The organism is Tianweitania aestuarii (assembly GCF_018457165.1).
GTDB lineage: Bacteria > Pseudomonadota > Alphaproteobacteria > Rhizobiales > Rhizobiaceae > Tianweitania > Tianweitania aestuarii.
In genome coordinates this window covers 273,181-290,998 of the sequence record NZ_JAFMNX010000003.1, presented here as the reverse complement: position 1 = coordinate 290,998, position 17,818 = coordinate 273,181, and the positions used below count along the sequence as shown (strand labels likewise).

20 protein-coding genes are annotated in these 17,818 nt (G+C 58.9%); 10 read left to right on the top strand and 10 right to left on the bottom strand.

Annotated features, from left to right (window positions below):
- Positions 1-32: 32 nt before the first annotated feature.
- Genes JYU29_RS13235 through JYU29_RS13220 form a run of 4 tightly spaced genes read right to left on the bottom strand, consistent with a single transcriptional unit; the run spans position 33 to position 2,793 of the window.
- Positions 33-404 (bottom strand): helix-turn-helix domain-containing protein, encoded by a 372-nt coding sequence (locus JYU29_RS13235; protein WP_213985286.1) that lies wholly within the window; start codon positions 402-404, stop codon positions 33-35.
- Positions 401-955, bottom strand: a complete 555-nt coding sequence (locus tag JYU29_RS13230; protein ID WP_213985285.1) for a Smr/MutS family protein — start codon at positions 953-955, stop codon at positions 401-403. Before JYU29_RS13230 ends, JYU29_RS13235 begins: the two co-directional genes overlap by 4 nt.
- A complete protein-coding gene (gene mltA / locus JYU29_RS13225; protein WP_213985284.1) occupies positions 955-2,055 on the bottom strand; it encodes a murein transglycosylase A in 1,101 nt (366 codons plus the stop codon). The genes JYU29_RS13230 and mltA overlap by 1 nt, the downstream gene beginning before the upstream one ends.
- Positions 2,056-2,082: 27 nt before the next feature.
- The gene (locus tag JYU29_RS13220) at positions 2,083-2,793 is read right to left on the bottom strand and encodes a Tim44/TimA family putative adaptor protein (RefSeq protein WP_213985283.1); all 711 of its coding nucleotides are present in this window, start codon (positions 2,791-2,793) and stop codon (positions 2,083-2,085) included.
- A 175-nt stretch (positions 2,794-2,968) separates the two neighbouring features.
- Between JYU29_RS13220 and JYU29_RS13215 the strand changes: the two genes are divergently transcribed.
- Both JYU29_RS13215 and secB read left to right on the top strand, forming a co-directional pair.
- The gene (locus JYU29_RS13215; protein ID WP_250157439.1) at positions 2,969-3,511 is read left to right on the top strand and encodes an FxsA family protein; all 543 of its coding nucleotides are present in this window, start codon (positions 2,969-2,971) and stop codon (positions 3,509-3,511) included.
- 93 nt (positions 3,512-3,604) lie between these two features.
- Positions 3,605-4,099, top strand: a complete 495-nt coding sequence (gene secB, locus JYU29_RS13210) for a protein-export chaperone SecB (protein ID WP_213985282.1) — start codon at positions 3,605-3,607, stop codon at positions 4,097-4,099.
- A 64-nt stretch (positions 4,100-4,163) separates the two neighbouring features.
- Here secB and dnaQ read toward each other — a convergent pair whose 3' ends face one another.
- From dnaQ to JYU29_RS13185, 5 genes are read right to left on the bottom strand one after another with little or no spacing between them, the layout of a single operon-like run.
- Entirely contained in the window at positions 4,164-4,880 is a 717-nt protein-coding gene (dnaQ, locus tag JYU29_RS13205; protein WP_213985281.1) for a DNA polymerase III subunit epsilon, read from the bottom strand.
- Between the two features lie 48 nt (positions 4,881-4,928).
- Entirely contained in the window at positions 4,929-5,534 is a 606-nt protein-coding gene (coaE, locus tag JYU29_RS13200) for a dephospho-CoA kinase (RefSeq protein WP_213985280.1), read from the bottom strand.
- Positions 5,531-6,367 (bottom strand): shikimate dehydrogenase, encoded by an 837-nt coding sequence (locus JYU29_RS13195; protein WP_213985279.1) that lies wholly within the window; start codon positions 6,365-6,367, stop codon positions 5,531-5,533. The genes coaE and JYU29_RS13195 overlap by 4 nt, the downstream gene beginning before the upstream one ends.
- Positions 6,360-6,956, bottom strand: coding sequence for a Maf-like protein (locus tag JYU29_RS13190; RefSeq protein WP_213985278.1), 597 nt, complete (start codon positions 6,954-6,956; stop codon positions 6,360-6,362). Before JYU29_RS13190 ends, JYU29_RS13195 begins: the two co-directional genes overlap by 8 nt.
- A 24-nt stretch (positions 6,957-6,980) precedes the next feature.
- Positions 6,981-7,802 (bottom strand): pyruvate, water dikinase regulatory protein, encoded by an 822-nt coding sequence (locus JYU29_RS13185; RefSeq protein WP_213985277.1) that lies wholly within the window; start codon positions 7,800-7,802, stop codon positions 6,981-6,983.
- A gap of 390 nt (positions 7,803-8,192) precedes the next feature.
- Here JYU29_RS13185 and hemE point away from each other — a divergent pair, with 390 nt between their 5' ends.
- The 8 genes from hemE (at position 8,193) to JYU29_RS13145 (ending at position 16,732) form a co-directional block, all read left to right on the top strand.
- On the top strand, positions 8,193-9,224 hold the full coding sequence (gene hemE, locus JYU29_RS13180) for a uroporphyrinogen decarboxylase (RefSeq protein WP_213985276.1): 1,032 nt from the start codon (positions 8,193-8,195) through the stop codon (positions 9,222-9,224).
- Positions 9,225-9,239: 15 nt separating this feature from the next.
- A complete protein-coding gene (gene hemJ, locus JYU29_RS13175; RefSeq protein ID WP_213985275.1) occupies positions 9,240-9,734 on the top strand; it encodes a protoporphyrinogen oxidase HemJ in 495 nt (164 codons plus the stop codon).
- A gap of 170 nt (positions 9,735-9,904) precedes the next feature.
- A complete protein-coding gene (gene rho / locus JYU29_RS13170; protein WP_213985274.1) occupies positions 9,905-11,170 on the top strand; it encodes a transcription termination factor Rho in 1,266 nt (421 codons plus the stop codon).
- 63 nt (positions 11,171-11,233) lie between these two features.
- A complete protein-coding gene (gene mnmE, locus JYU29_RS13165; protein WP_213985273.1) occupies positions 11,234-12,541 on the top strand; it encodes a tRNA uridine-5-carboxymethylaminomethyl(34) synthesis GTPase MnmE in 1,308 nt (435 codons plus the stop codon).
- A 20-nt stretch (positions 12,542-12,561) separates the two neighbouring features.
- Positions 12,562-14,421 (top strand): tRNA uridine-5-carboxymethylaminomethyl(34) synthesis enzyme MnmG, encoded by a 1,860-nt coding sequence (gene mnmG, locus JYU29_RS13160; RefSeq protein WP_213985272.1) that lies wholly within the window; start codon positions 12,562-12,564, stop codon positions 14,419-14,421.
- Positions 14,418-15,056: a 16S rRNA (guanine(527)-N(7))-methyltransferase RsmG gene (gene rsmG / locus JYU29_RS13155; protein WP_213985271.1), complete on the top strand. Its 639-nt coding sequence runs from the start codon at positions 14,418-14,420 to the stop codon at positions 15,054-15,056. The genes mnmG and rsmG overlap by 4 nt, the downstream gene beginning before the upstream one ends.
- Positions 15,057-15,081: 25 nt before the next feature.
- The gene (locus tag JYU29_RS13150; RefSeq protein WP_213985270.1) at positions 15,082-15,858 is read left to right on the top strand and encodes a ParA family protein; all 777 of its coding nucleotides are present in this window, start codon (positions 15,082-15,084) and stop codon (positions 15,856-15,858) included.
- Position 15,859: 1 nt separating this feature from the next.
- Complete coding sequence (locus JYU29_RS13145) at positions 15,860-16,732, top strand: ParB/RepB/Spo0J family partition protein (RefSeq protein WP_213985269.1); 873 nt, start codon at positions 15,860-15,862, stop codon at positions 16,730-16,732.
- Between the two features lie 12 nt (positions 16,733-16,744).
- Here the strand turns inward: JYU29_RS13145 and holA are convergent, their stop codons facing one another.
- The gene (gene holA / locus JYU29_RS13140) at positions 16,745-17,773 is read right to left on the bottom strand and encodes a DNA polymerase III subunit delta (RefSeq protein WP_213985268.1); all 1,029 of its coding nucleotides are present in this window, start codon (positions 17,771-17,773) and stop codon (positions 16,745-16,747) included.
- Positions 17,774-17,818 lie beyond the last annotated feature (45 nt).

Genomic DNA, 17,818 nt, shown 5'->3' with positions numbered 1-17,818 from the left:
TTCATCGTCGTCCTCTCTGGCGAAACCGAAAGCTACTTCGACGTAGCTTTCGCCGGCTTGTCGAGAACGGTCTGCATGGCTGCGATCCGTTCGGGCGACAAGGTCCGGATCTGCGCTGCAAGATGGTTGGCCAGCGCGGTCGCTTCCGGCGCAAGGTTGGTTGTATCGATTACCACCCGCGGATCCGAGATTTCCGCCAGTCGCTGCAGATCGTCGGCTTCATCCCAGATCACGTTGAAATAGCCGATGATCTTCTGGATCATGACCCAGGTCGGCTTGCCCCGTCGCCCATGTTCGAGGGCCGAGAGATAGGAAGCGGACACGCCAAGGGCGGCCGCCATTTCCTTTTGCTCGACGCCGCGCGCCTGCCGCAGCTGGCGCAATCGTGCACCGAACGGCGTCACGCCGTGCGCCGCCTTAGCCGAACGTAAAGCGCGCCCGTTCCGCCGTGATGGCGCGCCGCATCGTGATAACCGCCGACCAGCGTTCTGAAGGCCGGCGTCGCAAACCAGGCCGGTACAGCGCGCTTCAGGATGCCTTCACTGCCAAACGACGCGCCCTTGCCGGTCACAACCAGCACATGGCGGCGGTCATGCGCGTAGGCCTGATGCAGAAAGCCGAGCAGCATGGAATGCGCTTCGCTTTGCGTCAGGCCATGCAGATCGATCTTGCCATCGATCACCACCCTGCCCTTCGCAAGCTTTTCGCGCGTGGGACGATCGATGACCTGGCGCGGCGCCGTCATGGTGGCAGCCGGTCGCTTGACAGCAGGCGCGCGATCGAGGTCGGCGGCGAAGCGCTCTGCGGAACTCTGGTTGCCGTCGGTCGGGTCGACATCCCTCGTCGGCAGCGATTCCAGCGGCAGCGCCTTGCCTTTCATCGGCGTCGCGGTGGACGCCACCGTGTGCCACAGGATGCGATCTTCATCGGACAGAGGTTTAAGGGGGCGCTTCATCAACCAAACCGCTCCGCAGCCAGCTTCGGCACGAGGATCGTGAAGGCGGCCTGTTGCTTGATGACGCCGGCGATCTCACCAGCGGCCTCACCAGAGCCGATAAACAGATCGCCGCGCGCCGGACCCACGATCGCCGATCCCGTGTCCTGCGCAATCATCAACCGCGCGAACGGCTGCGAATCAACCTGGGTGAGTTTGGGGGCGTGGATAAAAAACGGCGTCCCGAAAGTGTGAATGAGGCGATCCACCGCCAGCGACCGTCCGGGCGTCAGCGGCACTTTGGCGGCTGCGATCGGTCCAAGCTCGGGATCGTCGACCTCGGCCTCACGGAAGAAGATATAGGACCGATTGTGCCGCAAAATGCGCGAACGCTCTTTGCCAAATCGTCGAATGGCGGTTCTGATGCCATTTAAATCGACCGTTTCGCGTTGCAAGACACCCATATCAACCAGCACTTTGCCCGGTCCGGTAAAGGGATGACCGCTCTTGGCGGCATAAGTCACGCGCTGTTCCCCGTCAGGAAACTGCAATCGCGCCGCGCCTTGCACGTGGATCAAAAAGGTCTCGAACTCGTCGGCCAGCCAGGCCATTTCCAACCCGCGCCCCGCCAGCGCCCCGGTCTCGATCTCGCCTCGATCATGATAGGCGACGATGCCGCTATCTGTTTGACGTCCAAACATAAATTGCGGGTCGAGGTCGGCGGGACGATTTGTATCGTCGAGGTCAATCAGGTCGTCCGGCCGCCTCAGAAGCGGGTAGCAAAACACATCGGTGCGATGCCGCGATGCTTCCACGATCGGCTCGAAATAGCCGGTGACGAAACCGTCTTCCCCTTCGCCCGGCCTGATCCGAAACGGCACGAAGTTCGTCTCGAAAAAACGCCGCGCCGCTTCCTCATCCGCATCGTTCAGAGCCAGGGCTGACTGGTAGGCTTCGGCGAAATCGGCAGGCCCAAGACCCAGGCTTCCCGTCCGGTAAGCCTTTGTTTTCGCATGCAAAGCCGAGCGTTGAAACGCACGAAGCGCGTCAACAAACGTGTCCGCAGCCCATCCGCCAAGGTCGGCAAAATCCGTGCGCTGGAGGGTGGCTGCGGGCTGCATGATCGAACACGAGAACCGAAGCGCCGCTCAGTCTTCGGCTTCGGTAGCGACCAGCTTCCAGTTCGGATCGCGCGACCGTGTATCCCTGGCAAAGGTCCAGACATCCTTGACCTCGGCGACCGTTTCCGGATTGCCGTCGATCACCTCGCCCGCCGCATCGCGCGTCGCCGAAATCAGCTCGGACACGATCCGCAGCGTCACATGCGCTTCCGAACCCTTCAGTTCCGCGCCAACGATGTCAGCCTTGTTGATGCCGACGAAAGACGACTGGATCTTCTCATCGCGCTTTTCGCGCTCACTTATAGCCGCAACGAAGCCGTCATAGACTTCCTTGGACAGGAGGTTCTTGAGCGTCTTGCGATCGCCTTCCGCAAAAGCGGTCACGATCATTTCATAAGCCATCTTGGCGCCGTCGACGAAGCCGGCGGCTTCAAACGATGGATCGGCGTCGCGGATGGCGCGCAGACCGGTGTTGGCCTCACTGCCGGGCTTGGTCAGCGCGTCGATCGCGGCATAATTTTCAGCCGCCACCTCCGCTGCCGGCTTCTGCTTGCGCGGCAGGGAAACGACATTCTCGGACCCCTGCGCCGGATCAGGGCTGCGCTTGCGCGCTGCGGTATAAGGGTCGAACGGCGGGCGCTCTTTGCCGGTGCGGCGTCCAAGCACGTTGCGCAGCTGATAGAAAATCACGGCAGCCGCGACGATGAAGAGGATCGTGCCCAGATCGAAATATTCCATCTCTGACGCCTGTCGGCTCCTGTTTTGCTGCGTCGGCATCCCGCCGATCGCCTGACCTATCGGATGCTGTCCCACATCCATTGCATCCTTTCCATATAGAATGCGCTAGGGCATCATTCAAATTCCCGAAAGGCGTTCCCATATCTGGGGGATCATCCTGACCGGGATGCTGATTTTGTCCTTGAACAAAAGGGTCGACGCCACGGTGCGCCTGTCCATTTTTCCCCTGATCTTCCTCGGCTACATCCTTCTGGAAATCGCCGTCTTCATTCTCGTTGGCGATGCCATCGGCGTATTGCCGACGCTCGGCCTCATTCTTCTGTCCGGCGTGGTCGGTATCGGTTTGATGCGGGTGCAGGGCTTCGGCATGATCGCCCGCATGCGCACCGAACAGGCGGCGGGCCGGGTTCCCGGCCGTGAAGTGCTGCATGGCTTCATGATCCTGCTGGCCGGCATTCTTCTTCTGCTGCCGGGGTTCGTCACGGATATCCTGGGCTTGCTCTTGTTCATCCCGGCGGTCCGCGATGGTGCCTGGAACCTGCTCAAGAACAAGCTGACTGTTGTTACCAATGTGCGCGGTTTCCGCGGCCGTCGCGCGCCGGCTGATCGGGTGGTGGATCTGGATGATGAAGAGTTTCACCGAACCGAACCGCGCGCATCTGATGGCAAGCCCGGTTCGAGCCCCTGGATCCAGCATGATGACGATCGCCGCGACTGAGCGCGCTGCGCTTGTCACCGAAACGGCAATCATGTTAGCCACGCGGCACGTCTGAAAGCGGGTGTGTTTTAGCCCGAAACGTTAGGGAATGATATGTCCGACAAGCCTTTTGCGCCTACCGGCGCCCCTGCCAATGGCGCGGCGGCGCCATCGCTCAACATCCTGACTCAGTATGTGAAGGACCTGTCCTTCGAGAATCCAGGTGCACCGAACACCCTGCGCGGCCGCAACCAGTCGCCCAATATCGGCATCAACGTGAATGTTGGCGCCAACCCGATCGGCGACAAGGAATATGACGTGACCCTGACCCTGTCGGCCAAGGCCGGCGAGGAAAAGGACGTCCTGTTCAACGTGGAGCTGGTTTACGGCGGCGTATTCCGCGTCGAAGGTTTCCCGCAGGAACACATGCTGCCGGTGCTGTTCATCGAATGCCCGCGCCTGCTGTTCCCCTTCGCGCGTCAGATCCTTGCCGACGCCACGCGCAATGGCGGCTTTCCGCCGCTGCTGCTCGATCCGATCGATTTCGCCCAGATGTTCCAGCAGAAAATGGCCGAGGAACAGGCGAAGAGCAAAGTTCAGGTCAGCTAAGCCGCTTTGCATAAAACTGAATGAGAAAAGCCCGCGATGATCGCGGGCTTTTCTTTCATGCCAATCAGGCTGCTTGTTCTGCAGCCCCGGGCAAGCTGTTCCAGATGGCCTTTTCGCCAAGCCCTGCGACGAGCGCGGCATGCGCTTCGCGTTCGGCCTCGCTCAAACGCGGGGTCAAAGCACGCGGACGAGGGCGCGTTTCGAGCATGATGGCGGTGTCCGTATCGCCATTGTTGCCCGACAGCGAGATCTCGAGACCGAGCGCTGCCTGCTTGCCACCAATCAGTTCGATATAGACTTCGGCCAGCAGTTCGGCGTCGAGGAGCGCTCCGTGCTTGGTGCGGCGGCTGTTGTCGATACCATATCGACGGCACAGCGCATCCAGGGAGTTCGGCCCCATCGGATGCTTGCGCTTGGCCATGGCCAGCGTATCGACAATGCGGATCGGCTCCACGGCAGGATGGCCGAGGCGCGCGAATTCGGCATTGATGAAGTTGATGTCGAAGGTGGCGTTATGCGCCACGAGCTTGGCACCTTCGATGAAGCTCAGGAAGTCGTCGCAGATATGCGGGAAGTGCGGCTTGTCGGCGAGGTGATCGGCTGAAATGCCATGCACAGCCTGCGCTTCCGGATGGATCTCGCGCCCTTGCGGATTGATATAGACGTGGAAGCTGCGGCCGGTTGGAAAGCGGTTGTCCAGTTCGATGCCGCCGATTTCGATAACACGATCTTCGCGATGATCGAGGCCGGTGGTTTCGGTATCGAAGATGATTTCGCGCATCGATTCGGGTCCGTTCTAATTCGTTCAAACGTTGGTGCAGCTTTGCATTCAGCTGGAAGCAATGATCTCAGACGCTGAGCCAAGCTCTTTCAGGATCGCCTGAACGGCGGCGCGTGCTGGCTCCAGCCCCATGCTCGTGTCGATGACGTAATCGGCGCGTCGGCGCTTTTCCATGTCGGGCAACTGCTTCGCCAGAATAGACGCAAACTTGGCTTCCGTCATCGTCGGACGTGCCAGAACCCGTTCACGTTGAATGTCGGGCGATGCACTCACAACGACGATCTTGTCGACCCGATCTTCGCCATGGGTCTCGAACAGGAGCGGAATATCGAGCACGGCCACAGGTGCATCCGCTTGGCGAGCGGTATCCAAAAAGCTTTCGCTTTCAGCGCGAACGAGCGGATGGATAATCGCCTCCAGCCGCTTCAGCTCGGCTGGGTTGTTGAGCACCGCGGCGGCCAGCCTTGTGCGATCAACGACGCCATCCACCACCGTTCCAGGAAAGGCCTTGTCGATCAGCGGGACCGCTTTGCGGGCATAAAGGCGATGAACCGTTTCGTCGGAGTCATGCACCGGCACGCCTTCATCGCGAAACATCTGGGCCGTTGTGGATTTGCCCATGCCGATCGAGCCGGTGAGACCGAGAATGATCATGCGGCCTTTTCCACATCTGCGGCAACCAGATCATAGAGCGCCTGATCGACGATTGGCCGCATGTCGAACCAACGCTCGAAGCCGGGAACGGCCTGATGAAGCAACATGCCGAGCCCATCCACCCCGCGCAAACCGCGCTGCGCGGCTTCGCGCAACAATGGCGTTTGCAGCGGCACATACACGATGTCGGACACAACGGCGGTTTGCGGCAGGTGATCGAGATCGAGATCCGGGCCGGGAGTTCCCTTCATGCCCAGTGAGGTTGTGTTGACTACGAGGCCGGCATCGCCAAGCAGATCGTTCGTTTCATCCTCGCCGTGAGCGGAAACGCCGTTGCCGAAATGATCTGCCAGGCTTTGCGCCCGCGCGAGGGTGCGATTGACGATCCGGATCGACGGCACCTTGCGTATCTGCAACGCATGGATGATGGCGCGCGCGGCTCCGCCTGCGCCCAGCACCACCGCTGTCTCGCATTGATCCCAGCCCGAAACTCGCGCATCCATGTTGGCGGCGTAGCCGTAAGCGTCGGTGTTGCCGCCCCACAGTGTTTCGCCCTCCATCCACAGCGTGTTGACGGCGCCGATCGCTTCGGCCGCTTCATCACGGCGATCAACCAGCTGGAACGCCGCTTCCTTGTGGGGGATCGTGACATTGCCGCCGACAAAGACACCGGCCCGCAGCTGTGCGATGAAATCGGCGAAGGCATCGGGCGTGACTTCGACGCGCTCGTAGGAACCCGGAAGGTTCAAGGCCTTCAGCCAATGATTGTGGATCATCGGGGAGCGGGAATGGGCGATCGGAAACCCTGCGACAAAGGCCCTGCGATCAGCCATCGATGGCTCCTTGTTCGCGCAAGGCTGAAAGCAACGGCAGCAGCGGCAGGCCGACGATGGTGAAATAATCGCCCTCGATTGTCTCGAACAGCTGAATGCCCGCACCTTCGACCTGGTAAGCGCCTACGCTTTGCAGCGCCTTGTCGCCGACATGGCTGAGATGGCGGCCGATGAAAGCCGGTTCAAGCTTGCGCATCGTCATGTGCGCCACCGAGACGGTTCGCCAGACTGGCACACCAGCGCGCGCAATCACGACGGCGCTGTTCAGTTCATGGGTTTTACCCGACAGCGCAAGCAGGTGGCGGCGCGCGCCTTCCATGTCGGCCGGCTTGTGGAAGATCTGATCTCCAAGCGACAAGGTCTGGTCGGCGCCGATCACAACGGCATCCGGATAGTTCTCGCTGACACTGACGGCTTTCGCTTCGGCAAGGATGTTTGCGACCTCAGCCGGCGTGACGCCGGTGTTTTCAAGCGTCGAATCGATCGCGCGCTCATCGATGTCCGAAGGAACGGCTTCGACGGTAAGGCCTGCGTCGCGCAACATCTTCAAGCGAAACGGGCTGGTGGAAGCGAGTATGATCTGCGTCATGGCAAGGGTCCTCCAAACCCGGGGCTAACGTGTCTTCCCGCGCAAGGCAACGATGGCGGCGGCGGTCTCTTCAATGGAACGGCGGCTGACATCGATCATCGGCCAGCCGTGCCGGCTGCAGATCTGGCGGGCATAAGCGAGCTCTGCGGAAATCTGGGAGCGGTCCGTATAAGACGAGATGTCGAAGCTGGGCGTAGAGCCGAGCAGCCGGTTTTCGCGGACCTGCGAGATGCGTTCGGCCGAGGCGATCAGGCCGACGATCAGCGGTTTCGTGGCTTTGGCCAGGCTGTCGGGCATTGGTACGCCCAAGACGATCGGAATATTGACGGTCTTGATGCCGCGATTGGCGAGATAGATGCTGGTTGGCGTCTTCGATGTGCGGGAAATGCCGATGAGGATGATGTCGGCATCGTTCATATTCGGCGGCAGCTGGCCGTCGTCATGTTCCATAGTAAAATTCAGCGCGTCGATGCGGCGGAAGTAATCGGCATCCAGCACATGCTGCGCTCCGACGCGGCGGCCGGCCGGCGTTCCGAGATAGGATTGAAAAACGGTCAGCACCGGTTCCAGAACAGATACATAAGGCAGGCCCATCGCCGCGCAGCGCGCATCGATGATCGCCGCAAGGTCCTGATCCACCATCGTGTAAAGAATGATGCCGGGCTCGGCTTCGATCTCTTCCAGCACTTTTTCGACCTGTTTGGTGGTGCGGATCAGCGGATAGATGTGCTCGATGGCGCGCGCATCCTTGTATTGCGACGCCGCCGCGCGACCTGCGGCGAGGAGAGTCTCGCCGGTCGCATCAGAGATCAGATGCAAATGGAAGTAGCTTTGCGGCTTGCTCACACTCTTTAGCCTGTCCTGTGGGGTTCTGTGGAAAAGGCGGGACGGTTCGGAGGCCTGTGGAAGAGCAGGCGGGATAGAGGCCGATTTGTCCACAATTCACGACGATCGGGCAATGGTTACGTGATGGCTGGGGAGATCGTGGACGACGTCGGCTTGTTCATACCGGGTTTGCAAATCCGATTAAACAGGCTTCAAACAAGCCGTTGACTTGCAAACGGAATTTGCAGTTATCCCCGTGATTGACATGTTGCCTGCCCATTCTTCCCCGCCGCGCTTCGGCAGTGACGCATCGACGCGGGAAGTGTGGGTAATGTTGAACTCCCGTTACGAACAGAGTCATAGAAACAAAAGACTCTTAGATAAGATATTTTCTTTATTAGGATGGCAGGAATGGAAGCGCCGCGACGCGTGGTAGTCGAGGTACTAAAGGGTTCAACCGCCTTTCCGCCTCCGATCTGGATGATGCGCCAGGCAGGCCGTTATCTTCCCGAGTATCGAGAGCTGCGTCAGAAGGCAGGTAGTTTCCTCGATCTCTGCTACAACCCCGACTTTGCCGTTGAAGTGACACTGCAGCCGATCCGCCGCTTCGGCTTCGATGCGTCGATCCTGTTTTCGGATATCCTCGTGGTTCCTCATGCGCTGGGACGCGATCTACGCTTCGAGGAAGGACGCGGTCCGCTGATGACGCCGATCAGACCGGAAGAGATCGCCGAACTCGACGGTTCTCGCTTCCACGAACATCTGGCGCCGGTCTACGAGACGGTTCGACGGCTGCGTGGTGCCCTGCCCCCCCAAACCACACTGATCGGCTTCTGCGGCGCTCCCTGGACGATTGCGACCTATATGATCGCCGGACATGGCACGACGGATCAGGCCCCGGCTCGTTTGTTCTCGTTCCAGTATCCTGATTTGTTCGAGAAGCTCCTGAATACCGTTGCCGATCATTCGGCCGAGTATCTCATCCGCCAGATCGAGGAAGGCGCGGATGTCGTGCAGATCTTCGATTCCTGGTCGGGCGTGCTCGACGAAGCTTCGTTCGAGCGCTGGTGCGTGAAGCCGATGGCGCGGATCGTCGGCAAAGTGCGCGCCCGTTTCCCTGATGTCCCGATCATCGGTTTCCCGAAAGGTGCCGGCATGCTGTACGGGCAATATCGGCAGAAGACAGGCGTGACCGCGCTCGGGCTTGATTGGTCCGTGCCGCTGAGCCAGGCCGCCAGCCTGCAGCGCGATGGTGCCGTTCAGGGCAATCTCGATCCCCAGCGACTGGTAGCCGGCGGCGAAGCGCTGCGCGAAGGTGTCGCGGGGATCCTCGAGCAACTCGGCTCTGGTCCGCTGATCTTCAATCTCGGCCACGGCATCACGCCGCAAACCCCGATCCCTCATGTGCAGGCGATGGTGGATCAGGTACGAGCCGGGTTGTAAGCGAGGATCGAGGCGATGCGCGGGGTTCTGGCGATCCTCATTTCGGCGGCCGGCTTGGCGCTCTTGTTCGCCTTGGCTGGCGACGGGTTCTATCCCTGGGCCAAGGCCATCCACGTCATGGCCGTGATCTCCTGGATGGCCGGGATGTTCTATTTGCCCCGCTTGTTCGTGTATCATGCGGATACGGAGATCGGCACGCCGCAATCGGAAACGTTCAAGGTGATGGAACGGCGTTTGCTGCGCGCCATCATCAATCCCGCGATGATCGTGACCTGGATCTTCGGGATTTGGCTGGCCTGGCGCGTCTTCGCGTTTTCCGGTGGCTGGTTGCATGCCAAGATCGCGCTTGTGCTGGTTCTTTCAGGCCTGCACGGCTACCTCACGGCAGCCCAACGCCGCTTCGAAGCGGATCAGAACCTGCGTCCGTCTCGGCACTGGCGGATGATCAACGAGGTTCCAACTTTGCTGATGGTGCTGATCGTGATCCTGGTGATCGTGAAGCCGTTCTGAGGCACTCAGGAATCGCTTCAAGCCATCTTGCGTGGTCGCACAGACAGAGCTATGTGGAGGCCCTCCCTCCTTTGTAAGCGCCGATTGTTCTTCGTTCGACGCCGCAGGCTGCATTCCACCGAAAGCGCCGGCACCTTCACTCCCCATATCTGATCCCCACTAGGTTCCCCATGCAGGAAATGAAACTCCAGGAGCTCAAGAGCAAGAAGCCGGCGGAACTCGTCGCTTTTGCTGAAACGCTCGAAGTCGAGAACGCCAGCGTTCTGCGCAAGCAGGAACTGATGTTCGCCATTTTGAAGAAATTGGCTGCGCAGGAAGTCGAGATCATCGGCGACGGCGTGGTCGAGGTTCTGCAGGACGGCTTCGGCTTTCTGCGCTCCGCAAGCGCCAACTATCTTCCGGGCCCCGACGATATCTACATCTCGCCCTCCCAGATCCGTCGCTTTTCGCTGAAGACCGGCGACACGGTTGAAGGGCCAATCCGCAGCCCGAAGGAAGGCGAACGCTATTTCGCCCTCCTCAAGGTCAACACGATCAATTTCGATGATCCTGAAAAGATCCGCCACAAGATCCACTTCGACAATCTGACGCCGCTATATCCCAACCAGCGTTTGAAGATGGAGATCGACAATCCGACGACGAAAGATATCTCGCCGCGTGTGATCGATCTCGTGGCGCCGATCGGCAAGGGACAGCGCGCGCTGATCACCGCACCGCCACGTACGGGTAAGACCGTGCTGATGCAGAATATCGCGCATTCCATTACGACCAACCATCCCGAATGCTACCTGATCGTTCTTCTGATCGACGAGCGTCCGGAAGAAGTCACGGATATGCAGCGTTCGGTGAAGGGTGAGGTCGTGTCCTCGACCTTCGACGAACCGGCCGTGCGTCACGTTCAGGTTGCAGAGATCGTGATCGAGAAGGCCAAGCGCCTGGTGGAGCACGGCCGCGACGTCGTGATCTTGCTCGATTCGATCACACGTCTTGGTCGTGCCTACAACACGGTCGTGCCGTCATCGGGCAAGGTGCTGACCGGCGGCGTGGACGCAAACGCGTTGCAGCGGCCGAAGCGCTTCTTCGGTGCTGCCCGTAACATCGAAGAAGGTGGCTCTCTGACGATCATTGCGACCGCGCTGATCGACACGGGCAGCCGCATGGATGAAGTGATCTTCGAAGAGTTCAAGGGCACCGGCAACTCGGAAATCGTGCTCGACCGCAAGGTCGCTGACAAGCGCATCTTCCCGTCCATGGACATTCTAAAGTCCGGAACACGTAAGGAAGATCTCCTCATTGCGCGTCAGGATCTGCAGAAGATCTTCGTGCTTCGCCGCATCTTGGCGCCGATGGGCACGACCGACGCCATCGAGTTCCTGATCGACAAGTTGAAGCAGACGAAGACCAATTCCGAATTCTTCGAATCGATGAATACGTAATCGATTCGGTTCCGCAACATTGATGAGGACGAAGGCCGGGTTGAACCGGCCTTTTCCATTCTGATGGCCCATGCAAGCGACACGATCTACGCTCTCTCTTCCGGCGCCTTGCCGGCTGGCATTGCCGTTGTCCGCATTTCCGGATCGAATGCCGAGACAATCCTGGCAGATTTGAGCGGGCGGAGTGTTGAACCACGCGTCGCTCGTTTGCTGACCTTGAAGGATCCAATTGGTGAAACGCTTGACCGCGCCCTCACCTTGTTCTTTCCCGAAGGAGCAAGCTTCACCGGGGAGCCAGTGGTCGAACTGCACCTTCATGGGGGCAAAGCCGTTCTTCGTGCGGTTCTCGATGCGATTGGCGCCTATCCCCGAACACGACCTGCTGAAGCCGGTGAGTTCACCCGGCGCGCCTTTATCAATGGCCGTATGGATCTGACTGCTGCTGAAGGCGTAGCAGATCTCATCTCAGCCGAGACAGAAGCGCAGCGCCGCTTTGCCATTCGCAACGCTGGTGGGCAGCAAGATGCGCTCTACTCGAATTGGCGCTCGAGGCTGATCGAAGCACGGGCCCTGATCGAAGCCGATCTCGATTTCGCGGATGAAGCGGATGTTCCCGGCTCTGTTGCCGATACCGTGCTCGATCAGGTTCACGCCCTGAGTTCGACAATTGAAGAGCATCTTCGACATGCGCGATCCGGCGAGATTTTACGCGACGGCTTTCGCGTCGTAATTGTCGGTGAGCCCAATGTCGGGAAGTCGAGCCTGTTGAACGCTCTTGCCCGCCGTGATGTTGCGATCGTCTCAGATGAAGCCGGAACAACCAGAGATCTCATTGAAGTTGCCCTGGATCTCGGCGGCTACAAGGTCGTGTTGACCGACACAGCCGGGCTGCGCGAGACAGACAACAAGGTCGAGCGGATCGGCATCGAGCGAGCGCGTGAGGCAGTTCAACAAGCCGATCTTGTTCTCCAGCTCTATGTCGCTGGCACCTCTCGACCTGAGCAACTGGACGGCGAGCGTCCAAGCGTTTTTGTGGCGACGAAAGCTGATCTATTGAGAAATCAGGCGGGTGCCGATTTCCTTATATCCGTCAGCTCAAATCAGGGGATTGCGGAGCTGCTTTCAGCGATTCAAGTTCGGGTTCAAGCTGAAGCTGGGGGCTCTTCAGTTCTACCGAGCCGTGATAGGCACATTCACCATCTTCGCGAAACAGTCGATGCGCTTCGTCGAGCTGAGGTACCAGACCTTGCACTCGAGTTATGCGCTGAGGAATTGCGGATCGCAGCGGACCATCTTGGTCATATTACCGGCGTCATCGGCGTCGATGATCTTTTAGATGTTGTCTTCTCACGCTTCTGTATCGGGAAATGACTCACGTGAAACACAGAGCTATGTCAAACAACAGCTATGATGTCATTGTGGTTGGCGGCGGTCATGCCGGCTGCGAGGCCGCTGCTGCTTCTGCTCGGCTCGGGGCCCGCACAGCCCTCATCACCATGGATGTCACTAAGATCGGGGTGATGTCGTGCAATCCAGCGATCGGCGGATTGGGCAAGGGACACCTTGTGCGCGAGGTCGATGCGCTTGATGGCCTGATTGGCAGGGCCGCAGATCGATCAGGCATTCAGTTCCGAATGTTGAACCGGCGCAAAGGGCCAGCCGTTCGCGGACCGCGCACGCAGGCTGATCGAAAGCTCTACCGGTCGGCTATTCAGACACTATTGCAGGAACAAGAAGGCCTAACCCTTTTGGATGGCGAGGTCGCCGATCTTGTTCTTGATGAGGGGCGGGTCTCTGGTGTTGTTCTATCCGACGGGTCTGAACTCTTTTGTGGTGCTGTTGTCCTCACGACGGGTACTTTTCTAGGCGGGATCATCCACTTAGGGGATCGTACCTGGCCCGCGGGTCGCGTGGGCGAACAACCGTCTAATGCGCTTTCCGTTAGGCTCCGAGATCACTTGCAACTCGGCAGGTTGAAAACCGGTACCCCTCCCCGCCTGGATGGAAGAACGATCAACTGGGACGCTCTTGAAAAACAGGAAGCTGATGCGGACCCAAAGCCTTTCTCATTGTTGACGGCTAAAATCGAGGTGCCGCAGATTGCCTGTGGCATTACCCGGACAACGCTAATGACCCACAACGTCATTCGCGAGAACCTGCACCGTTCGGCGATGTATTCGGGTTCAATCACCGGCGTTGGCCCACGCTACTGCCCTTCCATCGAAGACAAGGTGGTACGTTTCGGCGATCGTGACGGTCACCAGGTCTTCCTGGAACCGGAAGGTTTGGACGATGACACAGTTTATCCGAACGGCATCAGCACCTCTCTGCCTGAAGATGTGCAACAGGCAATCATCCATTCCATGCCAGGTTTAGAACATACGCGCATTCTGCAGCCAGGTTACGCCATCGAGTATGACTACGCCGATCCGCGCGAACTGGATCACTCGCTTGAATGCAAGCGCCTCCCCGGCTTGTTCCTCGCTGGGCAAATCAATGGGACGACGGGTTACGAAGAAGCCGCGGCGCAAGGCCTTCTTGCTGGGCTGAACGCCGCGCGCACTGCTGGCGGAGACAACGTGGTTCGTATGAGCCGCACGGAAAGCTACCTAGGCGTGATGGTGGATGACCTCGTCACGCGTGGCGTGAGTGAGCCTTATCGCATGTTCACCTCGCGAGCGGAGTTCAGACTCTCGCTTCGGCCCGACAACGCTGATGAACGTTTGACGCCGATGGCGACGAGGTTGGGGCTTGCGTCTAATCGGCGTGCATCAGCTTACATTACATATGAGGATGAAATTGCCCGTGGCATGAGTCTTCTCTCGACCCTGAAGGCATCACCTAACCAGCTTCGCCAATCAGGGCTGGAGGTAAACCTCGATGGTCGTGTCAGGTCGGCCTTTGATATGCTTTCCAGCAGCGGCATCGATCTCGAAGATGTTATTCGTGTTTGGCCCGAAGTCGGTGCCTTGAGCGTTGCAGCGAGAGAGGCGTTGGAGATCAAGGCGAAATACTCGGTTTATCTCGACCGCCAGGAAGCTGATGCTTCGATGTTGCGAAGAGAGGAAGCCAGGAGCTTGCCTTTAGATCTGAACTACGCGGCCATCTCAGGCTTGTCGAATGAGCTCAAAGCCAAGCTTACCGCCACGAAGCCTTCTTCTCTGGCTGTGGCGCAGAAGATCGAGGGGATGACGCCCTCTGCTCTGTCGCTGGTTTTGGCGCATGCTCATCGGACGCAAGCTGCCATATGACACCGAGCGAAAAGATCGAATCACTTCAGGCTATTGCACCTGACGTTTCACGTGAAACAGCTGAAAAGATGATTCGCCTGGAAGCTTTCTTCTTGAAGTGGGCTAAGACGATCAATCTGGTTTCGCCAGCTACTTTGAACGTAGCTTGGCACCGCCACTTTCTTGATAGCGCCCAGATTTGGCGCTGGCGTGGTTCAACCAAGTCATGGATCGATCTCGGCTCAGGAAGTGGCTTTCCCGCTCTCGTTATTGCGGTGCTAGAGACGAAATCGGGTTCGAAGGTCACGCTAGTTGAAAGCAACGTGAAGAAGTCTGCTTACCTCCGGCAGGCAATAGCTGCCTTAGATCTCAACGCGGAGGTTCTGACGATACGTGTTGAGGAACTAGACGCAAGCCTTCTCAGCGCACCTGAGACTACCATCACAGCACGCGCATTCGCCCCGCTTGACCGTATGCTCGACTGGACGAACGGCTTTGGAAGCCCATCATCCCGAGCCCTCTTGCACAAAGGCCGTGGATTTCAGGATGAGTTGGCCGATGCGCGTAGGCTGTGGGCATTCGATCTGTTAGAACACGCAAGCCTGGTTGATTCCGACAGCGTGATTTTGGATATCACTGCCGTTCGACGGCTGTAGGCGCGAAACTCAATGTGGTTAGCCAATGCGCATCATAACTCTGGCCAATCAAAAAGGCGGTGTCGGTAAGACGACCACCGCTATTAACCTTGCGACTGCCCTCGCCGCCATTGGTGAGCGCGTGCTGATCGTTGACCTGGATCCGCAGGGCAATGCGAGCACCGGGCTGGGGATCGACAAGGAAGATCGCACCCTCTCCTCTTATGATGTTCTGGCAGACAAGACGCCGCTCTCTGAAGTGGCCATCCAAACAGTCGTTCCCAATCTCTGGATTGTTCCATCCACAATGGACCTACTTGGGGTTGAGATGGAGATCGCTGCCCTCCCCGATCGCACGACGCGCTTGAAGTCGGCGCTGGGCGATGCGCAGGATCTCTTTTCCTATGTTTTGGTGGATTGCCCACCTTCGCTGAACCTTTTGACCATCAATGCCATGGCTGCCGCAGATTCGGTTCTGGTGCCGTTGCAGTGCGAGTTCTTCGCACTTGAAGGTCTCAGCCAGCTTTTGCGAACCGTCGATATGGTCCGGCAGACGATCAACCCGCAGTTGATCATCCAAGGCATCGTGCTGACGATGTATGATGGGCGCAACAATCTGGCGAACCAGGTGGTGGATGATGTTCGAGCCCATATGGGCGACAAGGTTTATGAAACGGTCATTCCGCGCAATGTGCGGATTTCCGAAGCGCCTTCCCATGGCAAACCAGCCATTTTGTATGATCTGAAATGCTCGGGTAGCCAGGCTTATCTCCAACTGGCCACCGAGGTCATCCGGCGCGAACGGCGTTTGAAGGCAGCTTGATATGAGTGAAGAAACCGGAAAACGCCGCCTAGGTCGCGGCTTGGCTGCTTTGATCGGCGAGATTGATCGGCCTGAGGAAACACAAGCGCCGGTTGCGCGCGCTGATGGTGTTGTACCGATCGAGATGGTAGTCGCCAACCCGCGCAACCCGCGTCGGACCTTCGGTGAGAACGATCTGACGGATCTGGCGCAATCGATTCGCGAACACGGCGTCGTGCAGCCGGTCATCGTGCGGCCGGGCCGCGTAGAAGGAACCTATGAGATCATCGCTGGCGAACGCCGGTGGCGGGCATCGCAGCGCGCTGGCATTACGCAGCTTCCGGTTCTGATCCGTGAGGTCGATGATCGCGTTGCTCTCGAGCTTGCCATTGTCGAGAACGTTCAGCGTGCTGATCTCAATCCTGTTGAAGAAGCAATGGGTTATCAGCAACTGATCGATGAACACAGCTATACGCAGGCTGATCTCGGACAGGTCATCGGCAAGAGCCGCAGCCATGTCGCCAATACGCTGCGCTTGTTGAAGCTCCCGACCATCATCCAGGACATGCTAACCAGCGGCACACTGTCGGCTGGTCATGCACGAACCCTAGTCACGGCGGCTGATCCTTCAGGCCTGGCCAAGCGCATCGTTGAAGAAGGCCTGTCGGTACGTCAGGCCGAGGCCCTGGCACAAGCGCCCGAAAGCAAGACGCCGACGCCGTCGCGTACCAATGACAACGCCAAGGATGCGGATACGCTCGCGCTTGAGAAAATGCTGTCGGATCAAACTGGATTGCGCGTGACCATCCAGCACAAGGAAAAGGGCGGCGAGATCAAGATCGCTTACCGCTCGCTCGAACAACTCGACGAGCTTTGCCGCCGTCTTCAGGCTTGATCCCGAACACCTTCAGGAGCGGTGCAGCGTCAGGCCAAGAAGACAGCGCTCGATAATCGAGTCGCTGAGGTCAGGATAGCGCCGGCTTTCCAAAACGGCTGCCTGCACGCGTTGCAGGGCGGCCGACGCTTGCGCCAGTGAAAAGCGCGTCAAAGCACGTTCCACTGCGGTTTTGCGATCAAAGTAGAGTGGCGGCCGTGCCGAGCCGATTACCGCGCCGGCAGGCCGATTGGACGTCTGCATTTCCGCGCGCAGGGTTTGCACAATCTGCAGCTGGCGCAGTGCGGACAGGAGCAGGGTGGTTCTGTTACCCCCTGCGGACTTGAAGCGTTGAAGCGCCTGCTGGAAGCCAGGAACATCGCCTTTGAGCGCAGCATTGAGCGCATCATCGGCGGATGTTGCCGACACATCGCCGATCAGCAAGGCGACATCGTCTTCCAGGATTTCCGACTTGCCGTGGCAGTAAAGCGCAAGCTTCTCGATCTCGCCGCGTGATGCCAGCCGATCGCCACCAAGCAGTGCCTTCAAGCGGGTGCGCGCGGGCAGGGCAATGCGTAAGTTATATCGTTGCAGGACTTCATCGATCAAAGTGTCCACCGCCCGTGGGTCGTCACTGTAGCAAGGCAGAGCCATGCCGCTGAACGCCGTTTCCACGACGCCCCGCACTCCAGCACCTTTCTTGAGATCACCACCCTCGATCAGCACCAAAGCGTCGGCAGGCGGATCCTTGGCAAGATCCTTGATCGCATCGGCGAACGCCTTTTGCGCTCCGGCATTACGGATCCAGATCAGCCGCTGGCTGCTGAACATCGAAAAGGTTTTCACCTCATCGAACAAGCGCCCGGGATCGGAGTCGATTTCAGCGGCATCGAGCCTGACGACAGCAAAGGGATCATCCAGAGCAATGCCGGTGGCCACCGCGAATTTGCGCGCACGCTCGGTGACCAGGCCGCGGTCGGGCCCATACACCAGCACGATGCGGGCGGTGCGGTCGGGCCGTGCCAGCCAGGAGTCGACTTCGTGGTTCTTCTTCTGCGCCATGGGAAAATCAGTGTTTCACTCACCGGAGGTCGTAGCTGAACAACC